A 20,482-nucleotide genomic window follows, 5' to 3' on the forward strand; every position below is an offset into this window, starting at 1 on the left:
GAATCCCCCGCTTTTTTTTAGCTTGAGAATTGCTTGAAAAGTTCATGAACGGTTTGGGCTGTTTCTTTTGAAGTAATGGATTCTACTTGTTTCAGCAGCCGCGTACGTTCCTGCTCATTAAAAATATTCACATTTTTCCCGTATAACAGGTTTGCTACTTCAATTGCTTGCGGTTTTGTCAGACTGATTCCGTATTGCTTGGAGTACTTCAATAAATCTTCAGCAGTGGCTTGATTGAGTCTTTGCAAAATAATTCTTTGAAATAATATCATCGAACATTCCACCTCTCAGACATAATGTATGGGCAAATCAATAAAATGTGTCAGCATTTCATGGTAAAATAGAGTCATAGTGTATTTAAAATAGTTATTGCAGGAAAGGAGATTTTATGACCCCAACAAAACAACACAAAAGAGAATCATTTACCCACTTTATATTCAGGGTCATTATGATTCTGATCGGAGCTGCGTCTGCGGCGGTGAGTATTGAATTATTTTTAGTCCCCAATGATTTTATTGATGGCGGCATTATCGGTGTATCACTTATTTTAGACCACCTCTTTATGTCAAACCCCTTTCTGAATTTCGCTGTTTTTGTTGTCATCTTAAACATTCCTTTTATGATCTTCGGATATAAATATATCGGTAAGACCTTCCTCGTCTCTACTGTTATCGGGATCGTCGGCCTTGCCGTAATCGAATCCTCACTTCACCACGTAGAAGCCATTACGACACAGCCTATTCTGGCTACAGTATTCGGAGGTCTATTGCTCGGCTTTGGCGTGGGTCTGGTGATTCGTAACGGAGGTTCAATGGACGGCACAGAAATTCTCGGTATACTGTTAACGAAAAAATTGCCGTTTTCAGTTGGTGAATTTGTGATGCTTATCAATGTATTTATCTTTATTTGGGCCGGTTTTGTGTTCGGTCCTGAGCAAGCTATGTATTCTTTCATGACTTACTACATTGCCATGAAAACCATTGATGCGGTCATCCAAGGGCTTGATGAAACAAAAGCTGTGATTATTGTCTCGGACCAGTATGATGAGATTTCCGACGCAATATTACACCGTCTCGGACGCGGAACAACAAAGCTGAAGGGAAAAGGCGGCTATACAGACGAGGAAAAAGATGTGATTTATGCAGTTGTCACAAGGCTGGAAGTGACCAAGCTCAAATCCATTGTGTTTGAAGTCGATGATAATGCATTTATTACAATTATGAATACTCATGAAACAAGAGGCGGCAAATTCAAAACCGCAATCCACTAGGCTTTCATTTACTTTTATTCATTTTATGGGTATAATTTTATCAGTAGTTAAGAAAATGGCTTGCTGGTCAGACAGCTGCCATTTTCTTTTTGATATTTAAGATACGTTCGTTCTTAAGCAAAGCGAAAAGGGGGGCCCTTCATGAACGTACAAGAAGCGCTGAACTTACTGAAAGAAAACGGATATAAATATACAAGCAAACGGGAAGATATGCTTCAGCTTTTTGCTGATTCGGACAGGTATCTGACCGCTAAAAATGTACTTTCTGCACTAAATGATGATTATCCCGGTTTAAGCTTTGATACGATTTACAGAAACCTATCTTTGTATGAAGAGCTAGGTATTTTGGAAACGACTGAGCTCTCCGGTGAAAAGCTGTTCCGATTTAAATGCTCATTTACTCATCATCACCATCACTTTATTTGCCTGGCTTGCGGCAAAACAAAAGAGATTGAGTCTTGTCCGATGGATAAGCTCTATGATGACTTAGATGGCTATCAGATCAGCGGGCATAAATTTGAGATTTACGGGACATGCCCAAGCTGTGAACAGGAACAGGAAAAGCAAGATCAACCCTCTGCATGAGAGTGAAAGGATAGAGAAAAAGGAGCCTAATCAGGCTCCTTTTTTAATTTTTCACACGTATGAAAGAATGTTTATTTTCATTTATCCATTGAACCGCTTCGAGCCAGTTGTTAACTCTAATGATGTTTGAATCAATCGGGAGCTGGTTATAAGGCGAATTGAATAAAATCACCGGTATACCAGCTTCTTTTGCAATCATCATTGCGTTTCCATGATGATCCTCAAAAAACAAGTCGATGTCATGTTTTTTGACCGCTTCGACTTTATGATTCCCGCCCACAAGCTCTATGTGGTCATAATGGATGTTTTGTCTGTCAAACCATTCGTACGTAATATCGCTTAAATGAGTCCTTCTCGCCGTAATATAAATCAGCCGGTGCTCCTCTTTGAGGAGGTCAAGGGACTGTTTTGCATGCTGCGCAAGAAGTGCTTCTTTATATATCGTCGCTTCATTTTGATTCATCCAATCCCAAAATTCTTCCTGTGTAATACGTAACAGTTTTGTTAAATCATAATCCGTCATATCGTTTAATGAAATGGAAAGATTAAACGAGCGGTTTAAATAAGGGACGAATGTATCCTGAGCCGTGATTGTGCCGTCAATATCTATTCCTAAACGTAACATGCCCACACTCCTTCAGTTTCATCCTTTCAAGTGTAACATAAACAATTAGCATTACCAGAAAAGTTTAGCAAACATGAATCGGGAAAAATGGATCAAACTATAAAAGCTCCTTTATAAAACAGAAGGGGGAATTGAAGGTGGCAAACGATTACGAAAAACGTGATAACAACAGTTACTATGTAGATCATGGTTCTGAAGGAACAAATATTACCCGCGACAATGATGGTTTTTTTGAGGAAACAGCTGCTGAAATTGCAGAGCCTTTCCGTGCTTCTGACCGAAGCGATGACCAAGGGAATGACCGCAGCGGCAGCAATGTCAATGAAGGACGGGGGATAGGGTATATCGCTTTAGCCTTGTCCATTATTTCATTGTTTGTCCTTCCTGTTTTGTTGGGAGCTGCCGGTATTATTGTCGGCTATATCGCAAGAAGAAGAGGAGCCCAAAGCCTGGGCGCATGGGCTATGGGGATTGGTGTTGTCTCATTAGTGCTTGGAATATTTATTATTCCATTTTTCTAATACAAAAAAGCTTGACGGGTTCCCGTCAAGCTTTTTGTGTTTCTTCATTTAAGTTCGCTTTTTCAGCTTCAAGCTTTGCGTAGTGTTCTTCAGCAAGTATGTCGATTTCTTTTTTCAGTTCTTCAACCATTGTTTCTTCTGGAACCTTACGGACAATTTTACCTTTTCGGAACAGAAGGCCTTCGCCGCGTGCTCCAGCAATGCCGATATCAGCTTCTCTCGCTTCACCCGGGCCGTTTACCGCACATCCGAGAACGGCGACTTTAATCGGCGCTTTCACTTTAGAAATATATTCTTCCACCTCATTGGCGATGCTGATCAAATCAATCTCGATACGGCCGCAAGTCGGGCATGAGATGAGCGTTGCAGCGTTAGAGGCCAAACCAAAGGATTTCAAGAGCTCTCTCGCTACTTTAACCTCTTCAACCGGGTCTGCGCTTAATGAGATACGCAGGGTGTTTCCGATGCCCTTGCTTAAAATCGCGCCAAGTCCTGCTGCGCTTTTTACTGTACCGGCAAACAGCGTACCTGACTCGGTGATACCGAGGTGAAGCGGGTAATCAAATGCTTTTGACGCTTTTTCATAAGCTTCGATGGCAAGGTTTACGTCAGAAGCCTTCATGCTGACGATAATATCGTGAAAATCAAGATCTTCAAGAATCTTAATGTGATGAAGAGCACTTTCTACCATGCCGTCTGCTGTCGGATATCCGTATTTTTCTAAAATCCGTTTTTCCAATGAACCTGCGTTTACACCGATTCGGATCGGAATCCCTTTTTCTTTTGCCGCTTTAACGACCGCTTCGACTTTTTCACGGCGCCCGATGTTGCCTGGGTTGATTCGTATTTTATCTGCGCCGCCTTCAATGGCTTTTAACGCAAGTTTATAATCAAAATGAATGTCAACGACGAGCGGAATGGAAATCCGTTTTTTAATATCCGCAATGGCGTTTGCCGCCCGTTCATCCGGACAAGCCACCCGCACGATTTGGCATCCGGCTTCAGCCAGCCGGTTAATTTCCGCAACCGTTGCTTCTACATCATGTGTTTTGGTTGTTGTCATGCTTTGGATGACGACTTCATTGTTACCGCCTATTGTTAAAGGTCCCACTTTAACGGGACGCGTTTTTGTACGATGGGTGATTTCACTCACTTGTCAATCGCTCCTTAATTGTAGTTGCCGCTTCTAGATAGAATAAACCTAGTATGGTGTATGTCAATGTATTTTACAAATTATATTGTAACAGTGTATTCGCCAAACTGACAAGAAATTAACGTTAATTATGGGTAGACCGGGAATTTGTATGCTGTTCCTGCCTGAATCGTATTGGCTTTTACATTTGGGTTGAGCGCTTCAAAATCCTTTACAATATCGTCAGGGGAACTTGCAGTTCCGACAATTGACATGACCGTGTCACCCGGTTTTACCGTTACCGTTTTATATGCTGTTTCTTGCATAGTTGTTTTTGCCGATGCTTTATAAACAGGGAGGTTTTGAACAGGGATCGTTCCAATTTTAAGATCATAAAAAAGGATAAAAAGGATAAAGAGAATGCCGAATACAAAAGTGAGACGTTTCATTGATTTTGCCTCCCGCATACAACATTTTTTATAACATTGTATGCTTGTCCGTTATCATTCATGACAAAAGAAAAGAGACTGCGAAGGCAGTCTCCGAATTAAGCAGCAGCTTTTTTGGACGGGAGCTCTTTTAAAACGAGAAACAGGATGACAAAGTTTACAAACCAGTTGACTAAAAATTCACTTGGCACCGTTGTTTCTAACGCACGCATAATCGTGAAAAATATCGTTGAAAGGGTGATGGAGTAAGCAGAAAGCTTCCATAGCTGCTGGTAGGACAGCTGCTTTTGCTGAGCGTTCTTTATGATTAGCCCGATAAGCGCCAAGAAAGAAACCTCAATAAATTTTCCCGCCGCTGTCACGAGAAAAATGAGTACTGAAAGAACAGTCACGATCATCGCTTTATTTTGGTTTAACCCTGCAGTGATATCTTTTTTTGTTAAATCTGACGGCATCATTGAGTAAGCCATCTCTTGGGCCTGTCCGTCAATGGCCAAAACAAACTTATCCTGAAGTATACCTATTGCGTTTTGCTTTGCTTCGATTTGTTCTGTGCCATATGCATCCGTCGGATCAAACACAATGACAAAGCCGTTTGCCTTTGATTCTGTGGCTTTTTTTTCATCTGTTTGTAGTTTGCCGTTTGAAATTGTGAAATCAGGGAAATCTTTGTTTAAAACGGATTTAAAGCCGTTCATAGATTGGACGGTCCCTGAGCTTACATAATAAGCAGTGGGGATCGCAAAAAGGACAGAGAGCAAAAATACATAAAGAATCGCTTTTCCGATTCCTTGAAATCTTGTTTTTGCAATATCCCGTGGAGAGTATGTACTTTTGATGAAAAGCTGAAATACATTCACTGTCTTCACTTCCTAGCTATACAATATATGTTGCTTATTGTATCGCTGCCTGCGTTTGAATACAAGGAAGACCTGCATTGGCAGAAGTGTAAGATCAGAGATGTAAGCATATTGAGGAGGATGGATTCTATGGATGTTTTGTATTGGCTGTTGATCGCGGCCCTATTTATCATCGCTTTTATCGGGCTTGTGTACCCTGTTATTCCAAGTGTTGTATTTATTGTAGCCGGTTTTGTATTATACGGATTTTTGTTTTCTTTCAGTCCGTATTCCTATATGTTCTGGCTGGTTGAAGCTGTATTCGCCGCAGTATTATTCGCTGCAGATTATGTTTCCAACCTGCTTGGTGTAAAAAGGTTCGGCGGAAGCAAAGCTGCTATTTGGGGGAGTACGATCGGTTTGTTAATCGGACCATTTGTGATTCCGGTTGCAGGAATCATATTAGGGCCGTTTATCGGGGCTGTTTGTGCAGAGCTTATCGTACATCAAAAAGATGTAAAATCAGCGTTTAAAATTGGGCTAGGCTCATTAATCGGCTTTTTAACGGGTGTCATTGCAAAGGGAATTATTCAGCTTCTAATGATCGGATATTTTTTATGGACTGTTCTGTAAAGATGCCATTCAGGAGGTTTAAGGTGACAAAGTAACGGTTAAAGTGAAATATGTCTGCTGAAATAGCCAAATTGTGAGCTTTTTCATTGATTACATGGCGTTCTTTTGTTACATTGAATGAAGAAAGGCTCGCTGTAAAGCGGCATTTCAGTACATATATATTAAGGAGGAATTATCATGGCTTACGAACTTCCAGAACTACCTTATGCGTACGATGCTTTAGAACCGCATATCGACAAGGAAACTATGAATATTCACCATACGAAGCACCATAACACATACGTTACAAATTTAAACAAAGCGGTTGAAGGAAACACTGCTCTTGCAAACAAATCAGTTGAAGAGCTTGTTGCAGATTTAGATTCTGTTCCTGAAAACATCCGCACAGCAGTCCGCAACAATGGCGGCGGACATGCGAACCACAAATTATTCTGGACACTTTTATCTCCAAACGGCGGTGGCGAGCCAACTGGCGAGCTTGCTGAAGAGATCAACAGTGTATTTGGAAGCTTTGACAAATTCAAAGAACAATTCGCTGCAGCAGCAGCTGGACGTTTCGGTTCAGGCTGGGCATGGCTTGTTGTAAACAACGGCAAACTTGAAATCACAAGCACGCCAAACCAAGATTCTCCGCTTTCTGAAGGCAAAACGCCTATCCTAGGTCTTGATGTTTGGGAGCATGCTTACTACCTGAACTATCAAAACCGCCGTCCTGATTACATTTCAGCTTTCTGGAATGTGGTAAACTGGGACGAAGTTGCTCGTCTTTACAGCGAAGCAAAATAATAACGCAAAACAAGGTCCTCATAAAAGGGCCTTGTTTTTTTTATGTCTTCTCTTTACATATCTCCGTTTCAGTGAGACAGACTAAGGGGTAGTAAAGGGGAGTCAGTAATGAGCAAACTAAAAAAGGTAATTGGCGATGTAGATGTAAATAAAGGATTACTCCTTCTGCTGACCGTTGGCGGTCTTTACTCGTTAGGAATTGCGCTGTCCAATACATTTGTGAATGTGTATCTCTGGAAACAGTCAGGGAAATTTATTGACTTGGCGATATACAACTTATCGATTGTGACGATGCAGCCGATAACATTTTATTTAGCTGGCCGGTTAGCCAAAAAAATAGACAGGGTTTTCATTCTCAGATTCGGAGTGATTTTTTTAGCAGCATTTTATTTAAGTGTGCTGCTGGCTGGGGAAACGGCTGCATCACGTCTTGTTCTCATCGGAGCGGTGCTCGGAGTAGGCTATGGATTTTACTGGCTCGCGTTTAACGTGCTCACCTTTGAAATAACAGAGCCTGATACGCGGGATTTTTTCAACGGCTTTATGGGCATCCTGTCCTCATCCGCAGGAATGATTGGTCCGATTGTTGCAGGATTTGTCATCTCAAGACTTGAAAATAATACGGGTTACACTGTCATTTTCAGTCTCTCCCTCAGTTTATTTGCACTGGCTGTCGTGATGAGCTTCTTCCTAAAACGGAGAGAATCAAAGGGCCATTTTATGCTGAGTAAGGTATTTGGAGAACGCCACACTAATATGAATTGGCGGCGAATTACAAATGCGCATTTTTTTCAGGGCTTGAGAGAAGGGATTTTCGTCTTTCTAATCAGTGTTTTTGTGTTTATTGAGACAAACAGCGAACTGGCTCTCGGAACCTTTGGTCTTGTCAACTCAGCTGTTTCCTTTTTTGCCTATTATTTTGCATCAAGGCTGATCAAGAAAAAGGCCCGTAAAAAATCAATTTTGCTTGGCGGCCTTATTCTGTATGGTGCGCTGTTTTTGATACTCTTTCATATGAGTTTTACGACATTATTGACGTACGGTGTGTTTATAGCGATCGGCTATCCTCTTCTGCTCGTGCCTTATGTATCGCTTACATATGATGTCATAGGCCGGGCCAGGCATGCCAGAAAAGCGAGAATTGAATATATCGTGCTGAGAGAGCTTTTTCTAAACGCCGGCAGAATTGTTTCGATTTTATGCTTTCTCCTTATCGTGGCCCTTTTAAAAGAAGATATAGGTATACCTTTGTCGCTTGCTATCTTGGGCATCGGACATCCGCTGATTTATTACTTTGTCAAGGATATTCGTTTTAAAGAGAAAGATGAGGAAAATGAAACTATGGAAGAAGACGGCCAGGGCCGGGTGACTGAACCGAACCTTTTAAAGGGCCAAAGATAATTTTTTGGCAAAAAGGGGTTATCTGTAGAAAAAAGTCGAAAAAACCTTTAAAATGAAAAATGGCACTCTTACTTGAGTGTCTTTTCTTTCTGTAAATAGAAAAGGTGATGTTATGAGGAGAAATAAACAAAAAAAGCAAAATCATAAAGAGAAAAAGAAGTCGCTTCCGATCCGGCTGAACATTTTATTTTTGGCCGCTTTTGTCATTTTCACCTGGATTATTGTGGAGCTTGGCATTAAACAGATCGTTCAAGGCGATGATTACAAAAATCAAGCCAATCAGCAGGAACAAAGTGAAGTCAGCTCGGCTGTGCCGCGCGGGAAAATCTATGATCGAAATTTTAATGCCATTGTGACAAATAAGGCTTTAAATGCGATTACATACACGAGATCTAAATCTACAACGCAAGAACAGCGTTTGAAAATCGCAAAGAAGCTGGCGGATATGATTAAAGTCGATACAAAAAAAGTAACAGAACGGGATAAAAAAGATTATTGGATTTTGACAAGACCAAAAGAAGCGAAAAAGTTGATTACTTCTAAGGAAAGACAGCAGGTAGAAAATAAAAAATTATCAGATGATGATTTATATCAGCTCCAGCTGAAACGGATTACCGATAAGCAGCTGAATGAATTGACTGATAAAGACATGCAGATTCTCGCCATTAAAAGACAGATGGACTCCGGATATGCGTTAACACCGCAATACATCAAAAATGAAGATGTATCAGCGAAAGAAATGGCAGTTGTAAGTGAACATTTAGATGAACTGCCGGGTGTTGATGTCACGTCAGACTGGGAACGTGAATATCCGTACAAAAATCTTCTCCGCTCAGTGCTCGGAAGTGTTTCTAGCTCTGATGAAGGATTACCGTCAAATCTGCTCGACCATTATTTATCGCTTGGCTACAGCAGAAACGACAGGGTTGGAAAAAGTTATCTAGAATATCAATACGAAAGCCTTTTGCAGGGCCAAAAAGCTAAGGTGGAAAATATCACAGATTCAAACGGCAATGTCACGGGAACGAAGACCGTTTCTGAAGGGAAAGCCGGTAAAGATCTCGTGCTTACGATTGACATTGACTTGCAAAAATCAGTTGAAAAAATTATCGAAAAAAATCTCAAATCTGCTAAAGCAAGGCCAAGTACTGAATTGTTAGACCGGGCATTTGTCGTCATGATGGACCCGAGAAACGGTGAAGTGCTGACGATGGCGGGTAAGCAGATTAAAACAGAAAACGGGAAATATAAAATTGACGATTACGCATTGGGAAATATGACGTCATCTTATGCTATGGGGTCAGCTGTCAAAGGCGCAACTGTACTGACAGGTCTTCAAACCGGTGCCATCAATCTAAATACAGTCTTTCAGGATGAACCATTATATATTGGCCAGGATAAAAACGGCAAAAAATCGTGGACTACTTTAGGACCTGTTAATATTCAAAGAGCCTTAGAGCAGTCTTCAAACGTATTCATGTTTAAAACTGCAATCGCACTTGGAAAAGGTGAATATAAACCGCATCAAGCTTTACCGATTGATACGACGGCTTTTGATACATTCCGGAATTATTTCAGTCAATTTGGACTTGGTGTCAAAACTGGGATTGACCTTCCAAATGAAATGACAGGCTATAAAGGAACAAGCAGATTGACGGGATTCTTGCTAGACTACGCTATCGGCCAATATGATACGTATACACCGCTCGAACTGGCACAATATGTATCAACAATCGCAAATGGTGGTTACCGCTTGAAACCTCAGCTTGTAAAAGAAGTAAGGGAACCTGACGCTGAAAAAGGAATCGGGGCAGTTGTACAATCTGTTCAGCCTGAAGTGCTGAATAAAGTTGATATGAAAGGCGAGTACATTAAAGAAGTTCAAGCCGGCTTTAGACGAGTCGCGACTAAAGGAACGGCGGCAAGTCAATTTGCTTCAGCATCTTATAAACCTGCTGCTAAAACAGGAACAGCGCAATCGTTCTATGACGGACCAAATAAATCAAAAACAGGTGAAGGTACTTATAATACGACACTTGTTGCTTATGCGCCTGCTGATAACCCTGAGGTTGCCATCTCTGTTGTAGTTCCTTGGGCTTATGTAGATTACAGCGCTAAATATACCATTACCAACGAAATCGGCAGAGAAGTATTGGATAAATATTTTGAACTGAAATCGAAGCAGGACAAAGAAGATACTCAGCAAAAGAATAAAGACAAAATCGAAGAAAAAGCAGAAAACACCTCGTCTTCTGATAACTAAACAGAAACGTCCACATCATGTGGGCGTTTTTTTTTATACAAAAAAATGCACGGATTTACAAAACCTTAACATTCGATTCAAACCTATTTTACATAGAACCTTTACTCTAAACGTGTAGGACAAATTACACATTATACGCAGGGGGAATTCAGGAAATGAAAAAAAACAAATTGGTGCTTATGCTTCTAATGGCTGCTTTTATGATGATTGCAGCTGCATGCGGAAACGCAGGAGATAGTGAAAAAACAAATAGCGGCTCTGCAAAAGGAGAAGAAAAGGCATCAGGTTCTTTAACCATTTCTGGTTCATCGGCCATGCAGCCATTAGTACTTGCAGCTGCAGAAAAATTTATGGAAGAAAACCCTGATGCTGATATACAGGTACAAGCAGGGGGTTCTGGAACAGGCCTTTCTCAAGTCTCTGAAGGGGCTGTGCAAATCGGAAATTCAGATGTTTTTGCTGAAGAAAAAGAAGGCATCGACGCAAAAGCGCTTGTCGATCATCAAGTTGCAGTAGTCGGTATGGCAGCGGCTGTAAACCCTGATACAGGTGTAAAAGATATCTCAAAAGATGAATTGAAAAAAATCTTCACTGGCAAAATCAAAAACTGGAAAGAGCTTGGCGGCAAGGACCAAAAAATTACGCTTGTAAACCGTCCTGATTCTTCAGGTACACGTGCGACATTTGTAAAATACGCGCTTGACGGAGAAGAACCGGTAGAAGGCATTACTGAGGATTCTTCCAACACTGTGAAAAAAATCATTGCTGACACTCCGGGAGCGATTGGATATCTTGCATTCTCATATTTAACAGATGACAAAGTAACAGCTTTATCCATTGACGGTGTGAAGCCAGAAGCGAAAAACGTTACAACTGGCGAGTATCCGATCTGGGCTTATCAGCATTCTTATACAAAAGGCGAAGCGAAAGATCTAGCGAAAGAATTTCTTGATTATCTAAAAAGTGAAGACATTCAAAAAAGCATTGTAACTGACCAAGGGTACATTCCGGTTACTGATATGAAAGTGACTCGCGATGCCAAAGGGAAGCAAAGCTGATCTAAATAAAAAGAGGAGTGCGGAGACTTCCGTTTCTCCTCTTAACACATTCATAGGAGTGTAAAACAATGATAAACAATAGAGAAAATATGTCTGTGAGCGAACGTTTAATCAGCTCAAGGCAAAACCGGCAATTGGATGAAGTTCGGGGAAGAATGATCGTGACAGCCTGCGCGCTTATAATGATAGCGGCATCTGTGGCAATCACCATTTTCCTCGGCATTAAGGGGCTGCAATCTTTTCTAGTAAATGGTGTAAGCCCAATTGAATTCTTAACCAGTCTGAATTGGAACCCTACAGATTCTGATCCGAAATACGGAGTGCTGCCATTTATCTTTGGCTCATTTGCAGTAACGATTCTCTCCGCTCTCATTGCTGCCCCGCTCGGCATAGCAGGTGCGATCTTTATGACGGAAATTGCGCCGAATTGGGGAAAGAAAGTGCTGCAGCCGGTGATCGAATTATTGGTCGGCATCCCATCTGTTGTTTATGGATTCATAGGTCTTACAGTATTGGTGCCTTTTATTGCTCAGTTCAAAACGAGCGGAACAGGACACAGTTTATTGGCGGGAACGATTGTGCTTTCCATTATGATTCTGCCGACGATCACATCTATCTCAGCTGATGCGATGGCATCACTTCCGAAAAGCTTAAGAGAAGGTTCTTACGCTCTCGGTGCGACAAGATGGCAGACCATTAGAAAAGTACTCATCCCTGCAGCTTTTCCGACATTAATGACTGCCGTTGTCCTAGGTATGGCGCGTGCGTTTGGTGAAGCTCTGGCTGTTCAAATGGTGATTGGAAATACAAGAGTTTTGCCTGAAAGTCTGCTTGACACCGCAGGAACATTGACAACCATTATTACGCTGAATATGGGCCATACCACATACGGAAGCGTTGAAAATAATACGCTGTGGTCAATGGGACTTGTGTTGCTGGTGATGTCATTCTTGTTCATCCTGCTTATTCGCTACTTGTCATCTAGGAGGAAAGTGTAATGAACCGCAAATTAACAAATAAACTGGCGACTGGAATGTTCGGTTTATGCGCAGCCATTATCGCCGCGATTCTAGTCGGTTTGTTTTCCTATATTATTATTAACGGTGTTTCTCAGCTCAGCTTAGACTTTATTACGACAAAATCCAGCGCCATCGCCGCAGGAGGCGGAATACGAGACCAGCTGTTTAACTCCTTCTATATTTTGTTTATCACGATGCTGATTACCATCCCGCTCGGAGTGGGCGGCGGCGTGTTCATGGCGGAATACGCGCCTAACAACAAAGTGACAGATTTTATCAGAACATGTATTGAGGTCCTTTCATCTCTTCCGTCCATTGTCATTGGAATGTTCGGATTACTGATGTTTGTTAACCTGACAGGCTGGGGATATACGATCATAGGCGGGGCGCTGGCATTAACAGTATTTAACCTTCCAGTTATGGTACGTGTGACAGAAGACGCGGTCCGTTCAGTCCCTAAAGATTTGAAGGAAGCATCGCTCGCTCTAGGTGTTTCTCGCTGGCATACCGTAAAAACCGTATTAATACCAAGCGCAATTCCTTCCATCATCACAGGTGCCATTTTAGCGTCGGGGAGGGTGTTCGGAGAAGCAGCGGCTTTATTATTTACAGCAGGACTTACAACGCCGCGCCTCAATTTTACAGAGTGGAATCCGTTTTCTGAAACATCGCCGCTTAATATTTTCAGACCTGCTGAAACACTTGCGGTCCACATTTGGAATGTAAATACGCAAGGGATGATTCCGGATGCTGAAGCGATTGCCAACGGCGGTTCTGCAGTGCTGGTGATTTCAGTTCTTATCTTCAATCTCGCGGCGAGATGGCTTGGAACAATAATCTATAAAAAGCTTACGGCAAATTAGACCGGAAAGAGGCGAAAACAATGTCTGAACAAATGGTAAAAGAAAAGCCTGAGAGAGTGGTTATGATTCCTCAGCAGCAAAATGTGCTCGAGGTGAAGGATCTGTCTATTTTCTACGGAAACAAACAGGCTGTTCGTGATGTGAATATGGAGATTGAAAAAAATGCGGTAACCGCTTTGATCGGGCCGTCAGGATGCGGCAAATCTACTTTTCTAAGAAATATTAACCGAATGAATGACTTAATTCCTTCTGCAAGAAGCGATGGTGAAATTTTGTATGAAGGATTAAATATACTGGGAAGCAATATAAACGTTGTCAGCTTAAGAAGAGAAATCGGCATGGTCTTCCAAAAGCCGAATCCATTTCCGAAATCGATCTATCAAAATATCACGCATGCATTAAAATATGCCGGTGAGCGGAACAAAGCAGTGCTAGACGACATCGTGGAAGAAAGCTTAACAAAAGCGGCGCTCTGGGATGAAGTAAAGGACCGTTTGCATTCATCCGCCCTTTCGTTATCAGGCGGTCAGCAGCAGCGTTTATGTATTGCCAGAACGCTTGCAATGAAGCCGGCCGTTCTTCTTCTTGATGAACCTGCTTCAGCGCTTGATCCGATTTCAAATGCGAAAATAGAAGAATTGATTACGGAATTGAAAAGCGAATACTCAATTATCATTGTCACTCATAATATGCAGCAGGCTCTGCGGGTGTCTGACCGGACGGCTTTCTTTTTAAACGGCGAAATCGTTGAATACGGACAGACCGAACAAATTTTCACAAGTCCGAAGCAGCAAAAAACAGAGGATTACATTAACGGGAAATTCGGATAGGAGGGCGGCAATGAGTATTGCTACCGAAGCTGTAAAGAAACAGGAAGTTTATCAAGTCAACGGAATGAATTTATGGTATGGAGAAAACCATGCTTTAAAAAATATCAATTTGAGCATTAATCAAAACGAAGTCACGGCGATTATCGGGCCGTCAGGATGCGGCAAATCAACATTTATTAAAACATTGAATTTAATGATTCAAATGACACCGAATGTAAAGCTTGCAGGTGAGCTGAACTATAAGGGCAGCAACATTTTAAAAGATAAAGTCGATATCGTAGATTTGAGAAAAAACATCGGCATGGTATTTCAGAAAGGAAACCCGTTTCCGCAATCAATTTTTGATAATGTCGCTTACGGACCGAGAGTCCACGGCATCAAAAATAAAAAGAAGCTGCAAGACATTGTAGAAAAGTCATTAAAAGACGTGGCGCTGTGGGATGAGGTGAAGGATCGTTTGCATTCATCTGCACTCTCATTATCAGGCGGCCAGCAGCAGCGTCTCTGTATCGCCAGAGCTCTTGCGACAAACCCTGATATTTTGCTGATGGATGAGCCGACATCTGCGTTAGATCCAATTTCGACGAGAAAAATTGAAGAGCTCATTCTTCAGCTGAAAAATAAATACACCATCGTTATCGTGACGCACAACATGCAGCAGGCAGCGAGGGTTTCTGATCAAACTGCATTTTTCTACATGGGTGAGCTTGTGGAATGCGACAATACAAATAAAATGTTCTCTCAGCCGAGAGATCAAAGAACACTCGATTATATTACAGGGAAATTCGGATAAAAAAAACAGGCTGTTACAATAGCCTGTTTTTTTTATCGTGTTAATGTTTTAACGATTTTTTTGAAGCTCATATCTGATTTTACTTTAAATTCACCGGCACGGATCTCCTTGTGATACCCCGCGTCTATCACGTAGTCATTAAAGTCTTCAGCTGAAGCAATAATGCCTTCTTTTTCAAGAATAGCTGATACATCTGCGGTGCTCATGCCGTCTTTAATGATGAGCTTGTACGTTTTTATTTTGCCTGTTTTCGGGTCTGAGCTGCTGTCATCGCTCAGAGATTTCTCTTTTGAGTCGAGAAGCTTTTGATATTCATCACGGTTAACAGACACCATTTTTTTAGAATCGAGATAATTGTTTACGTCTTGCTCGGTTACTGTTTTTTGTTCTTTTACAGCAGCTGCTTGATCTTCATCTGACAGATAAAAAACACTTGCGAGAACGGCTGTTGCTAATATGATACCGCCGGCAAATGCCTGAATGCCTCGTTTTGTCATACGAGCACCTTCTCATTATCTTTTATAATCGTATTCACGTCTTCTACTGATACATGCTCAGCTTTAGCAATTGCTTCAGCTGACATGCCATTATTATATTTAGAAAGTATTTGTTTGGCGATCTTTTGATTGATGCCGCTGTTCTTTGCTTTGCGGATCACAAGATTTGTTTCAAGTAATTCTTCCTCAAGCACTGTCATTTTCTTTTTGAGCTTATAAATTTCCTGCATAGCAGAAAGCTGCAATGTTTCAAGCTCCTGCTCGACATCTTTCATCGGATCTCGTTGAGAATATGAGAATGCAATTAGCGCTATACTGACGATAAACAACGCAATAATAGCAATTTCCACGTTTCATCACCTTCTATTCTTTTTTTATCCTTCTTTTTTATACCATAAAACAAGTGGATTCTAAAGGAATTCGCGAAAAAAACGAGTTTTTGTCGAGAAATCTTTCTTTTCTTCCTTTATGTGTAATGGTTTAATAGGATCACCAAGCCAATGGAAGGAAAGGAGAATGTGAGAAGCCTATGGACCAACACTCATTTCCTTATAACATTCGAAGTGGGATTCCTTTTTTTAGGGATGTATTCGACATGAACATCCAAAACTCTCACAGATTGACAGTCCGATGGAATCTGTCGGTTGAGACGATGAAACTGGCAGAAACCGTGCTTTTCGAAAAAACGCCCGACATGATAAAAGAAATCCGTATTTTTATGAAAAGAAACGGTATAGAAGCTGTCAGGACGAAACGCATAAAACGGGATAAAGGGAAATGGATCATTGTTCAGGTGCCTGGTCATGCTTTGTATCGCGCTGAATACAGAATACTGAATTCGATGAATGTTTCTCTCAAACTAGCTGAAACAGAGGGCACCTTACTTGCAGAAAACGGTGTCAGCGACATAAACAGTTTTCGCAATGCAGAAGCACATACCAGGTGGGAGGAGCAATTTTCTGCTTACACCTGCTATCGCAGTGAGGGAAGAGGGAAATGAACATCCTTATGCTTTCATTCGAGCATCCTGATAAACCGAAAAGCGGGCTTGGTGTTCATTTAAGCCGTCTTATATCCTATTTAAATCCGCATATCAACATAACAGTCTGCGTTCCAAGCAGGAAGCGATGTTCCTATGCGAATGTTGAAGACTTTATAGCTGATGCCAATGTTAGAATGGTTCAGCAAGTGTTGTCATGCAATGAACGCTTTGATCTGATTCACGCCCATGATGACTTGACGGCCCCTGCCGCTCATTATTTGAAAAAGCAGCTCAGCATTCCGCTTGCTGCAACGATCCACGGGCTTGAAAGCGGAAGGAAGCAGGTGTGCAAAGAAACACCTCATCCGTACAGGCTGCTGACGGAGCGGCTCCTCATCGAAATTTCCGATGAATTGATTGTGTTAAGCACTTTTATGAAGAGATCGATTAGTAAGGCGTATCCGTTTCGTGAAAAAATAACCGTCATCCCAAGTCCTCTGTCACAGGAGGCGAAAATAGGTCTAGCTGAAAGGTTGATACATAAAAGATACTTGTTTTCGTTTGGAAGGTTTGTTCCGGAAAAAGGGTTTTCACAGCTGTTGAAGGTATTTTCTATTCTGAACAAATGCCGGCCTGACCTTCAGTTGGTGCTAGCCGGACAAGGGCCGTTATTGGCATCCTATAAGAAACTGGCTGAGCAGTTGAGCATAAAGCAAAGTGTAATGTTTTATCCTTTTTTAAATAGAAGAGAGATCGTGACGTTTCTGTCTCAATGTGAAATGGCTGTTTTCCCAAGCTTTTATGAACCCTTTGGGCTCGCTGTACAAGAAAGCATGGAACAAGGCGTGCTGACAGCCGTATCGCAGTCGGGCGGTTTTTGTGACTTTGCCGTTCATAACAAAACTGCAATTGCAGCTGATTTTTCGCAAGAACGGGGAGCGGCAGATAGGCTTTACAACGTATTAATAGATGAAGAAAACGCCTGCCGGATAAAAGAAGCGGGCCGAGAACGGGTGATGAAACTGCATCATCCACAGATCATCACAGCATCCTATTTACAGCTTTATCAGCGTCTATCCAATAATTCATGATTTCATTGAAAAACATCCTAGCATTCCGTCCATTATAGTGGTATTATATATAAGTCTGAATAAGTAAATGATATTTAGTTTGGAGGGAAAACAATGCGCGTTAATATTACTTTGGCTTGCACAGAATGTGGTGAGCGTAACTATATTTCTAAAAAGAACAAACGCAACAATCCAGACCGCGTTGAATTTAAAAAATATTGCCCACGTGATAAAAAATCTACGTTACACCGTGAAACAAAATAACAGCATAGCTGTTTGAGGTGTAAGAAAAAAGCCAGAGCTTTGAAAAAGGTTCTGGCTTTTTTCTATTCCGAGGGGGATAAAAATGAAATCACAATTAAGAAAAAAGACAATGGAAAATTTATCAGCGATAACAAGTAAAGAATGGTCTAAGAAAACTGCGTGTATCAACGAGCGTTTATTTTCTCTCCAAGAATGGCAGAATGCCCGCACCATAGCCGTCACCATTTCAAGAGGGCTGGAGGTACCGACACGGCCGATCATCGAAAAAGCCTGGGGGGAAGGGAAAGAAGTTTGTATTCCAAAGTGTGATCCTGACACGAAAAGAATGCAGTTCCGCACATTTCAAGCGGATGATCAGCTTGAAACGGTTTACGCCGGACTTCAGGAGCCGATCATTGAGAAAACGAATGAAGTGGTCCAATCACAGATTGATTTGATAATCGTGCCTGGCGTATGTTTCGATCCTGACGGCTATAGGATTGGCTTTGGCGGCGGTTATTATGATCGTTATTTAAGTGATTATAAAGGAAACACAGTCTCTTTGCTTTTAGAATGCCAGCTGTATGATCACGTGCCGCATCTTTCACATGATATCCCGGTTCAAATGCTGGTTACTGAGGGTCGAATCATTTCTTGTTTTTCATAGCTCGTCCCTTCATCAAGAATAAATCAGAAAGAATAACAAACCCTAATGGCAGGAGGGATATAATGAAAAAATTTATGATCTATGCCATTTGCGCTGTTTCTGCCGTGATGTTTTACCAAAACCGTTACCGTCTTATGAATACCGTACTCAGCCAGCCTGGGATCAGACGGTCCTTTATTCATCTTTTTTTAAAAATTCCGTTTATCCGCAATAAGTTTATACAGCAAGCTTTTTAAAAATCCCGTTTTCACGGGATTTTTTGCTTTTAGTAGGCGTCAAGAGCACCAGCTGTTATAATGAAAAAAAACCATTGGAGCGGTAATCATGTATTTGTTGGAGTATACATATTGGAATATCGCGGCGCATTTAGTAAGGAGAGGGTATGGTGTCATACAATCCGGTGAATCTGATGAAATATGGCTGGAAGCACCGGACAAATCCTCTCATGATCTGATTCGCCTCTTTAAACAGAATATTGATTTTCGCCAAGAAATGGCAAGGGACATAGAAGTGCAGGCGGAGCGAATAGAGCATGTCAGAAAGTCTATCGGCAAACGGCATTTGAAGCTGCTGAATGTGCTGATCTCAGCGGAAGCACCTGTCGATGACTGGCAGGAAATCGCCGAAAAGCCTTTTGAAAAAGGACAGGTATCCGTTGAAACCGCTCTTGTGACTGGTACGTCGCTTCATGAAGATCTGCAAGCCATTTTTCCATCATTTGAAGCTGTTGAATGGACAGAAGACCGAGACTCATTGGAACACGTCCAAATGGCAAAAGAACGCTTTTTTTCACTAGTGCAGAAACAAGAAGAACAGCGGAAAAAAGAAGCGGCGTTTTTCCAGAACGGAAAGCCGATCTTTACATATTTGTTCATCGCGTTGCAGCTCGTGATGTTTTTCCTGCTCGAAATAAACGGCGGAAGCACCAATACGGAGACGCTTGTTGCTTTCGGCGCTAAGGAAAACGGCCTGATTGCAGACGGAGAATGGTGGCGCCTGCTGACGCCGATTGTGCTTCACATCGGCCTTGCGCATTTAGCCTTTAACACGCTGGCTTTATGGTCGGTCGGAACCGCTGTTGAGCGCATGTATGGATCAGGAAGATTCTTGCTGATTTATTTGGCGGCGGGTATCACGGGATCGATTGCCAGCTTCGTGTTCAGTCCGTATCCTTCAGCCGGTGCTTCAGGCGCCATATTCGGCTGCTTAGGCGCATTGCTATATGTAGCTGTGTCAAATCGAAAAATGTTTCTAAAAACAATAGGCACAAATATTATTGTGATTATCCTGATAAATCTGGGTTTTGGCTTTGCGGTTTCGAATATTGATAATTCAGGGCATATTGGCGGCTTGGTCGGCGGTTTTCTTGCTGCGGCAGCACTTGGTTTGCCAAAAACAAAAGCCTTGGGCAAAAAATTGGTGTCAGCGATTCTGCTGGTTGCCCTGGCCGGCGGGTTTCTCTATTACGGATTACATTCACCGTCCCATCAGGAGACAGCGCTGATTCAGCAGGCAGGTGAGCTTTACCAGGAAGGAAAATATCAAGAAGTAACCGAACTGCTGAACGGTGAAGCGGAGCAGAAAGACGCTTCAGCTAATCTTCTGAAAGCCTTGGCCGTTTCTGATATTCAAATCGGCGAATATGATCAGGCGATTTCTCTTTTAGAAAGAGCTGTGCAAAAAGAGCCTAAAAACCATGCGTCCTATTACTATTTGGCATTGCTGTATGCGGAAAAAAATGAACTTGGTCAAGCTGACAAGGCAATCAGGACCGCTGTAAAGCTTGAGCCGAAGGAAGAGCATTACAAAAAACTGCAGCAGGAAATTGAAAATAAACAAGAATAAATGATAGATGATAAAGCGTTGAATTTGCCAAGGAATGAATTCCGGGTATTTTTGTCAGCGTTTTCTTCTTGACTGGCGGGTTCTTTATGACTACGCTATTGATAGTTAAGA

25 protein-coding genes are annotated in these 20,482 nt (G+C 41.8%); 18 read left to right on the forward strand and 7 right to left on the reverse strand.

The window, feature by feature from the left end; all coding sequences use genetic code 11:
- Window positions 1–17: 17 nt before the first annotated feature.
- Window positions 18–272 (reverse strand): DUF2624 domain-containing protein, encoded by a 255-nt coding sequence (locus tag V6D42_RS02645; protein ID WP_168748255.1) that lies wholly within the window; start codon window positions 270–272, stop codon window positions 18–20.
- A gap of 116 nt (window positions 273–388) precedes the next feature.
- Here V6D42_RS02645 and V6D42_RS02650 point away from each other — a divergent pair, with 116 nt between their 5' ends.
- Complete coding sequence (locus V6D42_RS02650) at window positions 389–1,270, forward strand: YitT family protein (protein WP_333512293.1); 882 nt, start codon at window positions 389–391, stop codon at window positions 1,268–1,270.
- 141 nt (window positions 1,271–1,411) lie between these two features.
- Window positions 1,412–1,855 carry a Fur family transcriptional regulator gene (locus V6D42_RS02655; protein WP_326203034.1) on the forward strand — a complete coding sequence of 148 codons (444 nt, stop codon included), beginning with the start codon at window positions 1,412–1,414 and terminating at the stop codon, window positions 1,853–1,855.
- 43 nt (window positions 1,856–1,898) lie between these two features.
- On the opposite strand, the gene V6D42_RS02660 is transcribed toward V6D42_RS02655, so the two are convergent.
- A complete protein-coding gene (locus V6D42_RS02660; protein ID WP_333512294.1) occupies window positions 1,899–2,480 on the reverse strand; it encodes a hypothetical protein in 582 nt (193 codons plus the stop codon).
- A 131-nt stretch (window positions 2,481–2,611) separates the two neighbouring features.
- On the opposite strand from V6D42_RS02660, the gene V6D42_RS02665 reads away from it, so the two are divergent.
- A complete protein-coding gene (locus V6D42_RS02665; protein WP_081720839.1) occupies window positions 2,612–3,001 on the forward strand; it encodes a DUF308 domain-containing protein in 390 nt (129 codons plus the stop codon).
- 25 nt (window positions 3,002–3,026) lie between these two features.
- Here V6D42_RS02665 and ispG read toward each other — a convergent pair whose 3' ends face one another.
- From ispG to V6D42_RS02680, 3 genes are all read right to left on the reverse strand, one after another.
- Window positions 3,027–4,145 (reverse strand): flavodoxin-dependent (E)-4-hydroxy-3-methylbut-2-enyl-diphosphate synthase, encoded by a 1,119-nt coding sequence (gene ispG, locus V6D42_RS02670; protein WP_229147570.1) that lies wholly within the window; start codon window positions 4,143–4,145, stop codon window positions 3,027–3,029.
- 137 nt (window positions 4,146–4,282) lie between these two features.
- Window positions 4,283–4,582 (reverse strand): LysM peptidoglycan-binding domain-containing protein, encoded by a 300-nt coding sequence (locus V6D42_RS02675; RefSeq protein WP_268451105.1) that lies wholly within the window; start codon window positions 4,580–4,582, stop codon window positions 4,283–4,285.
- Between the two features lie 98 nt (window positions 4,583–4,680).
- Window positions 4,681–5,442 carry a DUF1189 domain-containing protein gene (locus tag V6D42_RS02680; protein WP_168748251.1) on the reverse strand — a complete coding sequence of 254 codons (762 nt, stop codon included), beginning with the start codon at window positions 5,440–5,442 and terminating at the stop codon, window positions 4,681–4,683.
- Window positions 5,443–5,571: 129 nt separating this feature from the next.
- Between V6D42_RS02680 and V6D42_RS02685 the strand changes: the two genes are divergently transcribed.
- The 9 genes from V6D42_RS02685 to pstB (V6D42_RS02725) all read left to right on the forward strand — a co-directional run bounded on the left by V6D42_RS02685 (window position 5,572) and on the right by pstB (V6D42_RS02725) (window position 15,067).
- Window positions 5,572–6,054, forward strand: coding sequence for a DUF456 domain-containing protein (locus V6D42_RS02685; protein WP_333512295.1), 483 nt, complete (start codon window positions 5,572–5,574; stop codon window positions 6,052–6,054).
- A gap of 177 nt (window positions 6,055–6,231) precedes the next feature.
- Window positions 6,232–6,840, forward strand: coding sequence for a superoxide dismutase SodA (gene sodA, locus V6D42_RS02690; protein ID WP_010334952.1), 609 nt, complete (start codon window positions 6,232–6,234; stop codon window positions 6,838–6,840).
- 108 nt (window positions 6,841–6,948) lie between these two features.
- Complete coding sequence (locus V6D42_RS02695; protein ID WP_010334951.1) at window positions 6,949–8,241, forward strand: MFS transporter; 1,293 nt, start codon at window positions 6,949–6,951, stop codon at window positions 8,239–8,241.
- Window positions 8,242–8,353: 112 nt separating this feature from the next.
- On the forward strand, window positions 8,354–10,504 hold the full coding sequence (gene pbpA / locus V6D42_RS02700; protein WP_333512296.1) for a penicillin-binding protein 2A: 2,151 nt from the start codon (window positions 8,354–8,356) through the stop codon (window positions 10,502–10,504).
- A gap of 155 nt (window positions 10,505–10,659) precedes the next feature.
- Complete coding sequence (locus tag V6D42_RS02705; RefSeq protein WP_333512297.1) at window positions 10,660–11,562, forward strand: phosphate ABC transporter substrate-binding protein; 903 nt, start codon at window positions 10,660–10,662, stop codon at window positions 11,560–11,562.
- A 68-nt stretch (window positions 11,563–11,630) separates the two neighbouring features.
- Window positions 11,631–12,560: a phosphate ABC transporter permease subunit PstC gene (gene pstC / locus V6D42_RS02710; RefSeq protein WP_229146844.1), complete on the forward strand. Its 930-nt coding sequence runs from the start codon at window positions 11,631–11,633 to the stop codon at window positions 12,558–12,560.
- Window positions 12,560–13,444, forward strand: coding sequence for a phosphate ABC transporter permease PstA (gene pstA / locus V6D42_RS02715; protein ID WP_333512298.1), 885 nt, complete (start codon window positions 12,560–12,562; stop codon window positions 13,442–13,444). The genes pstC and pstA overlap by 1 nt, the downstream gene beginning before the upstream one ends.
- A gap of 20 nt (window positions 13,445–13,464) precedes the next feature.
- Window positions 13,465–14,274, forward strand: coding sequence for a phosphate ABC transporter ATP-binding protein PstB (gene pstB, locus V6D42_RS02720; protein WP_333512299.1), 810 nt, complete (start codon window positions 13,465–13,467; stop codon window positions 14,272–14,274).
- Between the two features lie 10 nt (window positions 14,275–14,284).
- The gene (gene pstB, locus V6D42_RS02725; RefSeq protein WP_229146846.1) at window positions 14,285–15,067 is read left to right on the forward strand and encodes a phosphate ABC transporter ATP-binding protein PstB; all 783 of its coding nucleotides are present in this window, start codon (window positions 14,285–14,287) and stop codon (window positions 15,065–15,067) included.
- A gap of 32 nt (window positions 15,068–15,099) precedes the next feature.
- On the opposite strand, the gene V6D42_RS02730 is transcribed toward pstB (V6D42_RS02725), so the two are convergent.
- Both V6D42_RS02730 and V6D42_RS02735 read right to left on the reverse strand, forming a co-directional pair.
- Window positions 15,100–15,564: a hypothetical protein gene (locus V6D42_RS02730; protein WP_333512300.1), complete on the reverse strand. Its 465-nt coding sequence runs from the start codon at window positions 15,562–15,564 to the stop codon at window positions 15,100–15,102.
- A complete protein-coding gene (locus tag V6D42_RS02735; RefSeq protein WP_010334943.1) occupies window positions 15,561–15,914 on the reverse strand; it encodes a hypothetical protein in 354 nt (117 codons plus the stop codon). Before V6D42_RS02735 ends, V6D42_RS02730 begins: the two co-directional genes overlap by 4 nt.
- Window positions 15,915–16,093: 179 nt before the next feature.
- Here V6D42_RS02735 and V6D42_RS02740 point away from each other — a divergent pair, with 179 nt between their 5' ends.
- The 6 genes from V6D42_RS02740 (at window position 16,094) to yqgP (ending at window position 20,371) form a co-directional block, all read left to right on the forward strand.
- A complete protein-coding gene (locus V6D42_RS02740; RefSeq protein WP_333512301.1) occupies window positions 16,094–16,564 on the forward strand; it encodes a hypothetical protein in 471 nt (156 codons plus the stop codon).
- The gene (locus tag V6D42_RS02745) at window positions 16,561–17,637 is read left to right on the forward strand and encodes a glycosyltransferase family 4 protein (RefSeq protein ID WP_333512302.1); all 1,077 of its coding nucleotides are present in this window, start codon (window positions 16,561–16,563) and stop codon (window positions 17,635–17,637) included. The genes V6D42_RS02740 and V6D42_RS02745 overlap by 4 nt, the downstream gene beginning before the upstream one ends.
- Window positions 17,638–17,730: 93 nt before the next feature.
- Window positions 17,731–17,880, forward strand: a complete 150-nt coding sequence (gene rpmG, locus V6D42_RS02750; protein ID WP_003153056.1) for a 50S ribosomal protein L33 — start codon at window positions 17,731–17,733, stop codon at window positions 17,878–17,880.
- 82 nt (window positions 17,881–17,962) lie between these two features.
- Window positions 17,963–18,526: a 5-formyltetrahydrofolate cyclo-ligase gene (locus tag V6D42_RS02755; protein ID WP_333512303.1), complete on the forward strand. Its 564-nt coding sequence runs from the start codon at window positions 17,963–17,965 to the stop codon at window positions 18,524–18,526.
- A gap of 62 nt (window positions 18,527–18,588) precedes the next feature.
- Window positions 18,589–18,762, forward strand: coding sequence for a hypothetical protein (locus V6D42_RS02760; protein ID WP_032731265.1), 174 nt, complete (start codon window positions 18,589–18,591; stop codon window positions 18,760–18,762).
- A gap of 88 nt (window positions 18,763–18,850) precedes the next feature.
- A complete protein-coding gene (gene yqgP / locus V6D42_RS02765) occupies window positions 18,851–20,371 on the forward strand; it encodes a rhomboid protease YqgP (protein ID WP_333512304.1) in 1,521 nt (506 codons plus the stop codon).
- The last annotated feature ends 111 nt before the right edge of the window (window positions 20,372–20,482 follow it).

Source organism: Bacillus sp. 0909A (assembly GCF_036765115.1).
Taxonomy (GTDB): domain Bacteria; phylum Bacillota; class Bacilli; order Bacillales; family Bacillaceae; genus Bacillus; species Bacillus mojavensis.

Coding starts and splice junctions, on each gene's coding strand:
- V6D42_RS02645 (WP_168748255.1), bottom strand. CDS start 272: ATGATATTATTTCAAAGAATTATTTTGCAAAGACTCAATCAAGCCACT.
- V6D42_RS02650 (WP_333512293.1), top strand. CDS start 389: ATGACCCCAACAAAACAACACAAAAGAGAATCATTTACCCACTTTATA.
- V6D42_RS02655 (WP_326203034.1), top strand. CDS start 1,412: ATGAACGTACAAGAAGCGCTGAACTTACTGAAAGAAAACGGATATAAA.
- V6D42_RS02660 (WP_333512294.1), bottom strand. CDS start 2,480: ATGTTACGTTTAGGAATAGATATTGACGGCACAATCACGGCTCAGGAT.
- V6D42_RS02675 (WP_268451105.1), bottom strand. CDS start 4,582: ATGAAACGTCTCACTTTTGTATTCGGCATTCTCTTTATCCTTTTTATC.
- V6D42_RS02685 (WP_333512295.1), top strand. CDS start 5,572: ATGGATGTTTTGTATTGGCTGTTGATCGCGGCCCTATTTATCATCGCT.
- sodA (WP_010334952.1), top strand. CDS start 6,232: ATGGCTTACGAACTTCCAGAACTACCTTATGCGTACGATGCTTTAGAA.
- V6D42_RS02695 (WP_010334951.1), top strand. CDS start 6,949: ATGAGCAAACTAAAAAAGGTAATTGGCGATGTAGATGTAAATAAAGGA.
- pbpA (WP_333512296.1), top strand. CDS start 8,354: ATGAGGAGAAATAAACAAAAAAAGCAAAATCATAAAGAGAAAAAGAAG.
- V6D42_RS02705 (WP_333512297.1), top strand. CDS start 10,660: ATGAAAAAAAACAAATTGGTGCTTATGCTTCTAATGGCTGCTTTTATG.
- pstC (WP_229146844.1), top strand. CDS start 11,631: ATGATAAACAATAGAGAAAATATGTCTGTGAGCGAACGTTTAATCAGC.
- pstA (WP_333512298.1), top strand. CDS start 12,560: ATGAACCGCAAATTAACAAATAAACTGGCGACTGGAATGTTCGGTTTA.
- pstB (WP_333512299.1), top strand. CDS start 13,465: ATGTCTGAACAAATGGTAAAAGAAAAGCCTGAGAGAGTGGTTATGATT.
- pstB (WP_229146846.1), top strand. CDS start 14,285: ATGAGTATTGCTACCGAAGCTGTAAAGAAACAGGAAGTTTATCAAGTC.
- V6D42_RS02730 (WP_333512300.1), bottom strand. CDS start 15,564: ATGACAAAACGAGGCATTCAGGCATTTGCCGGCGGTATCATATTAGCA.
- V6D42_RS02740 (WP_333512301.1), top strand. CDS start 16,094: ATGGACCAACACTCATTTCCTTATAACATTCGAAGTGGGATTCCTTTT.
- V6D42_RS02745 (WP_333512302.1), top strand. CDS start 16,561: ATGAACATCCTTATGCTTTCATTCGAGCATCCTGATAAACCGAAAAGC.
- rpmG (WP_003153056.1), top strand. CDS start 17,731: ATGCGCGTTAATATTACTTTGGCTTGCACAGAATGTGGTGAGCGTAAC.
- V6D42_RS02755 (WP_333512303.1), top strand. CDS start 17,963: ATGAAATCACAATTAAGAAAAAAGACAATGGAAAATTTATCAGCGATA.
- V6D42_RS02760 (WP_032731265.1), top strand. CDS start 18,589: ATGAAAAAATTTATGATCTATGCCATTTGCGCTGTTTCTGCCGTGATG.
- yqgP (WP_333512304.1), top strand. CDS start 18,851: ATGTATTTGTTGGAGTATACATATTGGAATATCGCGGCGCATTTAGTA.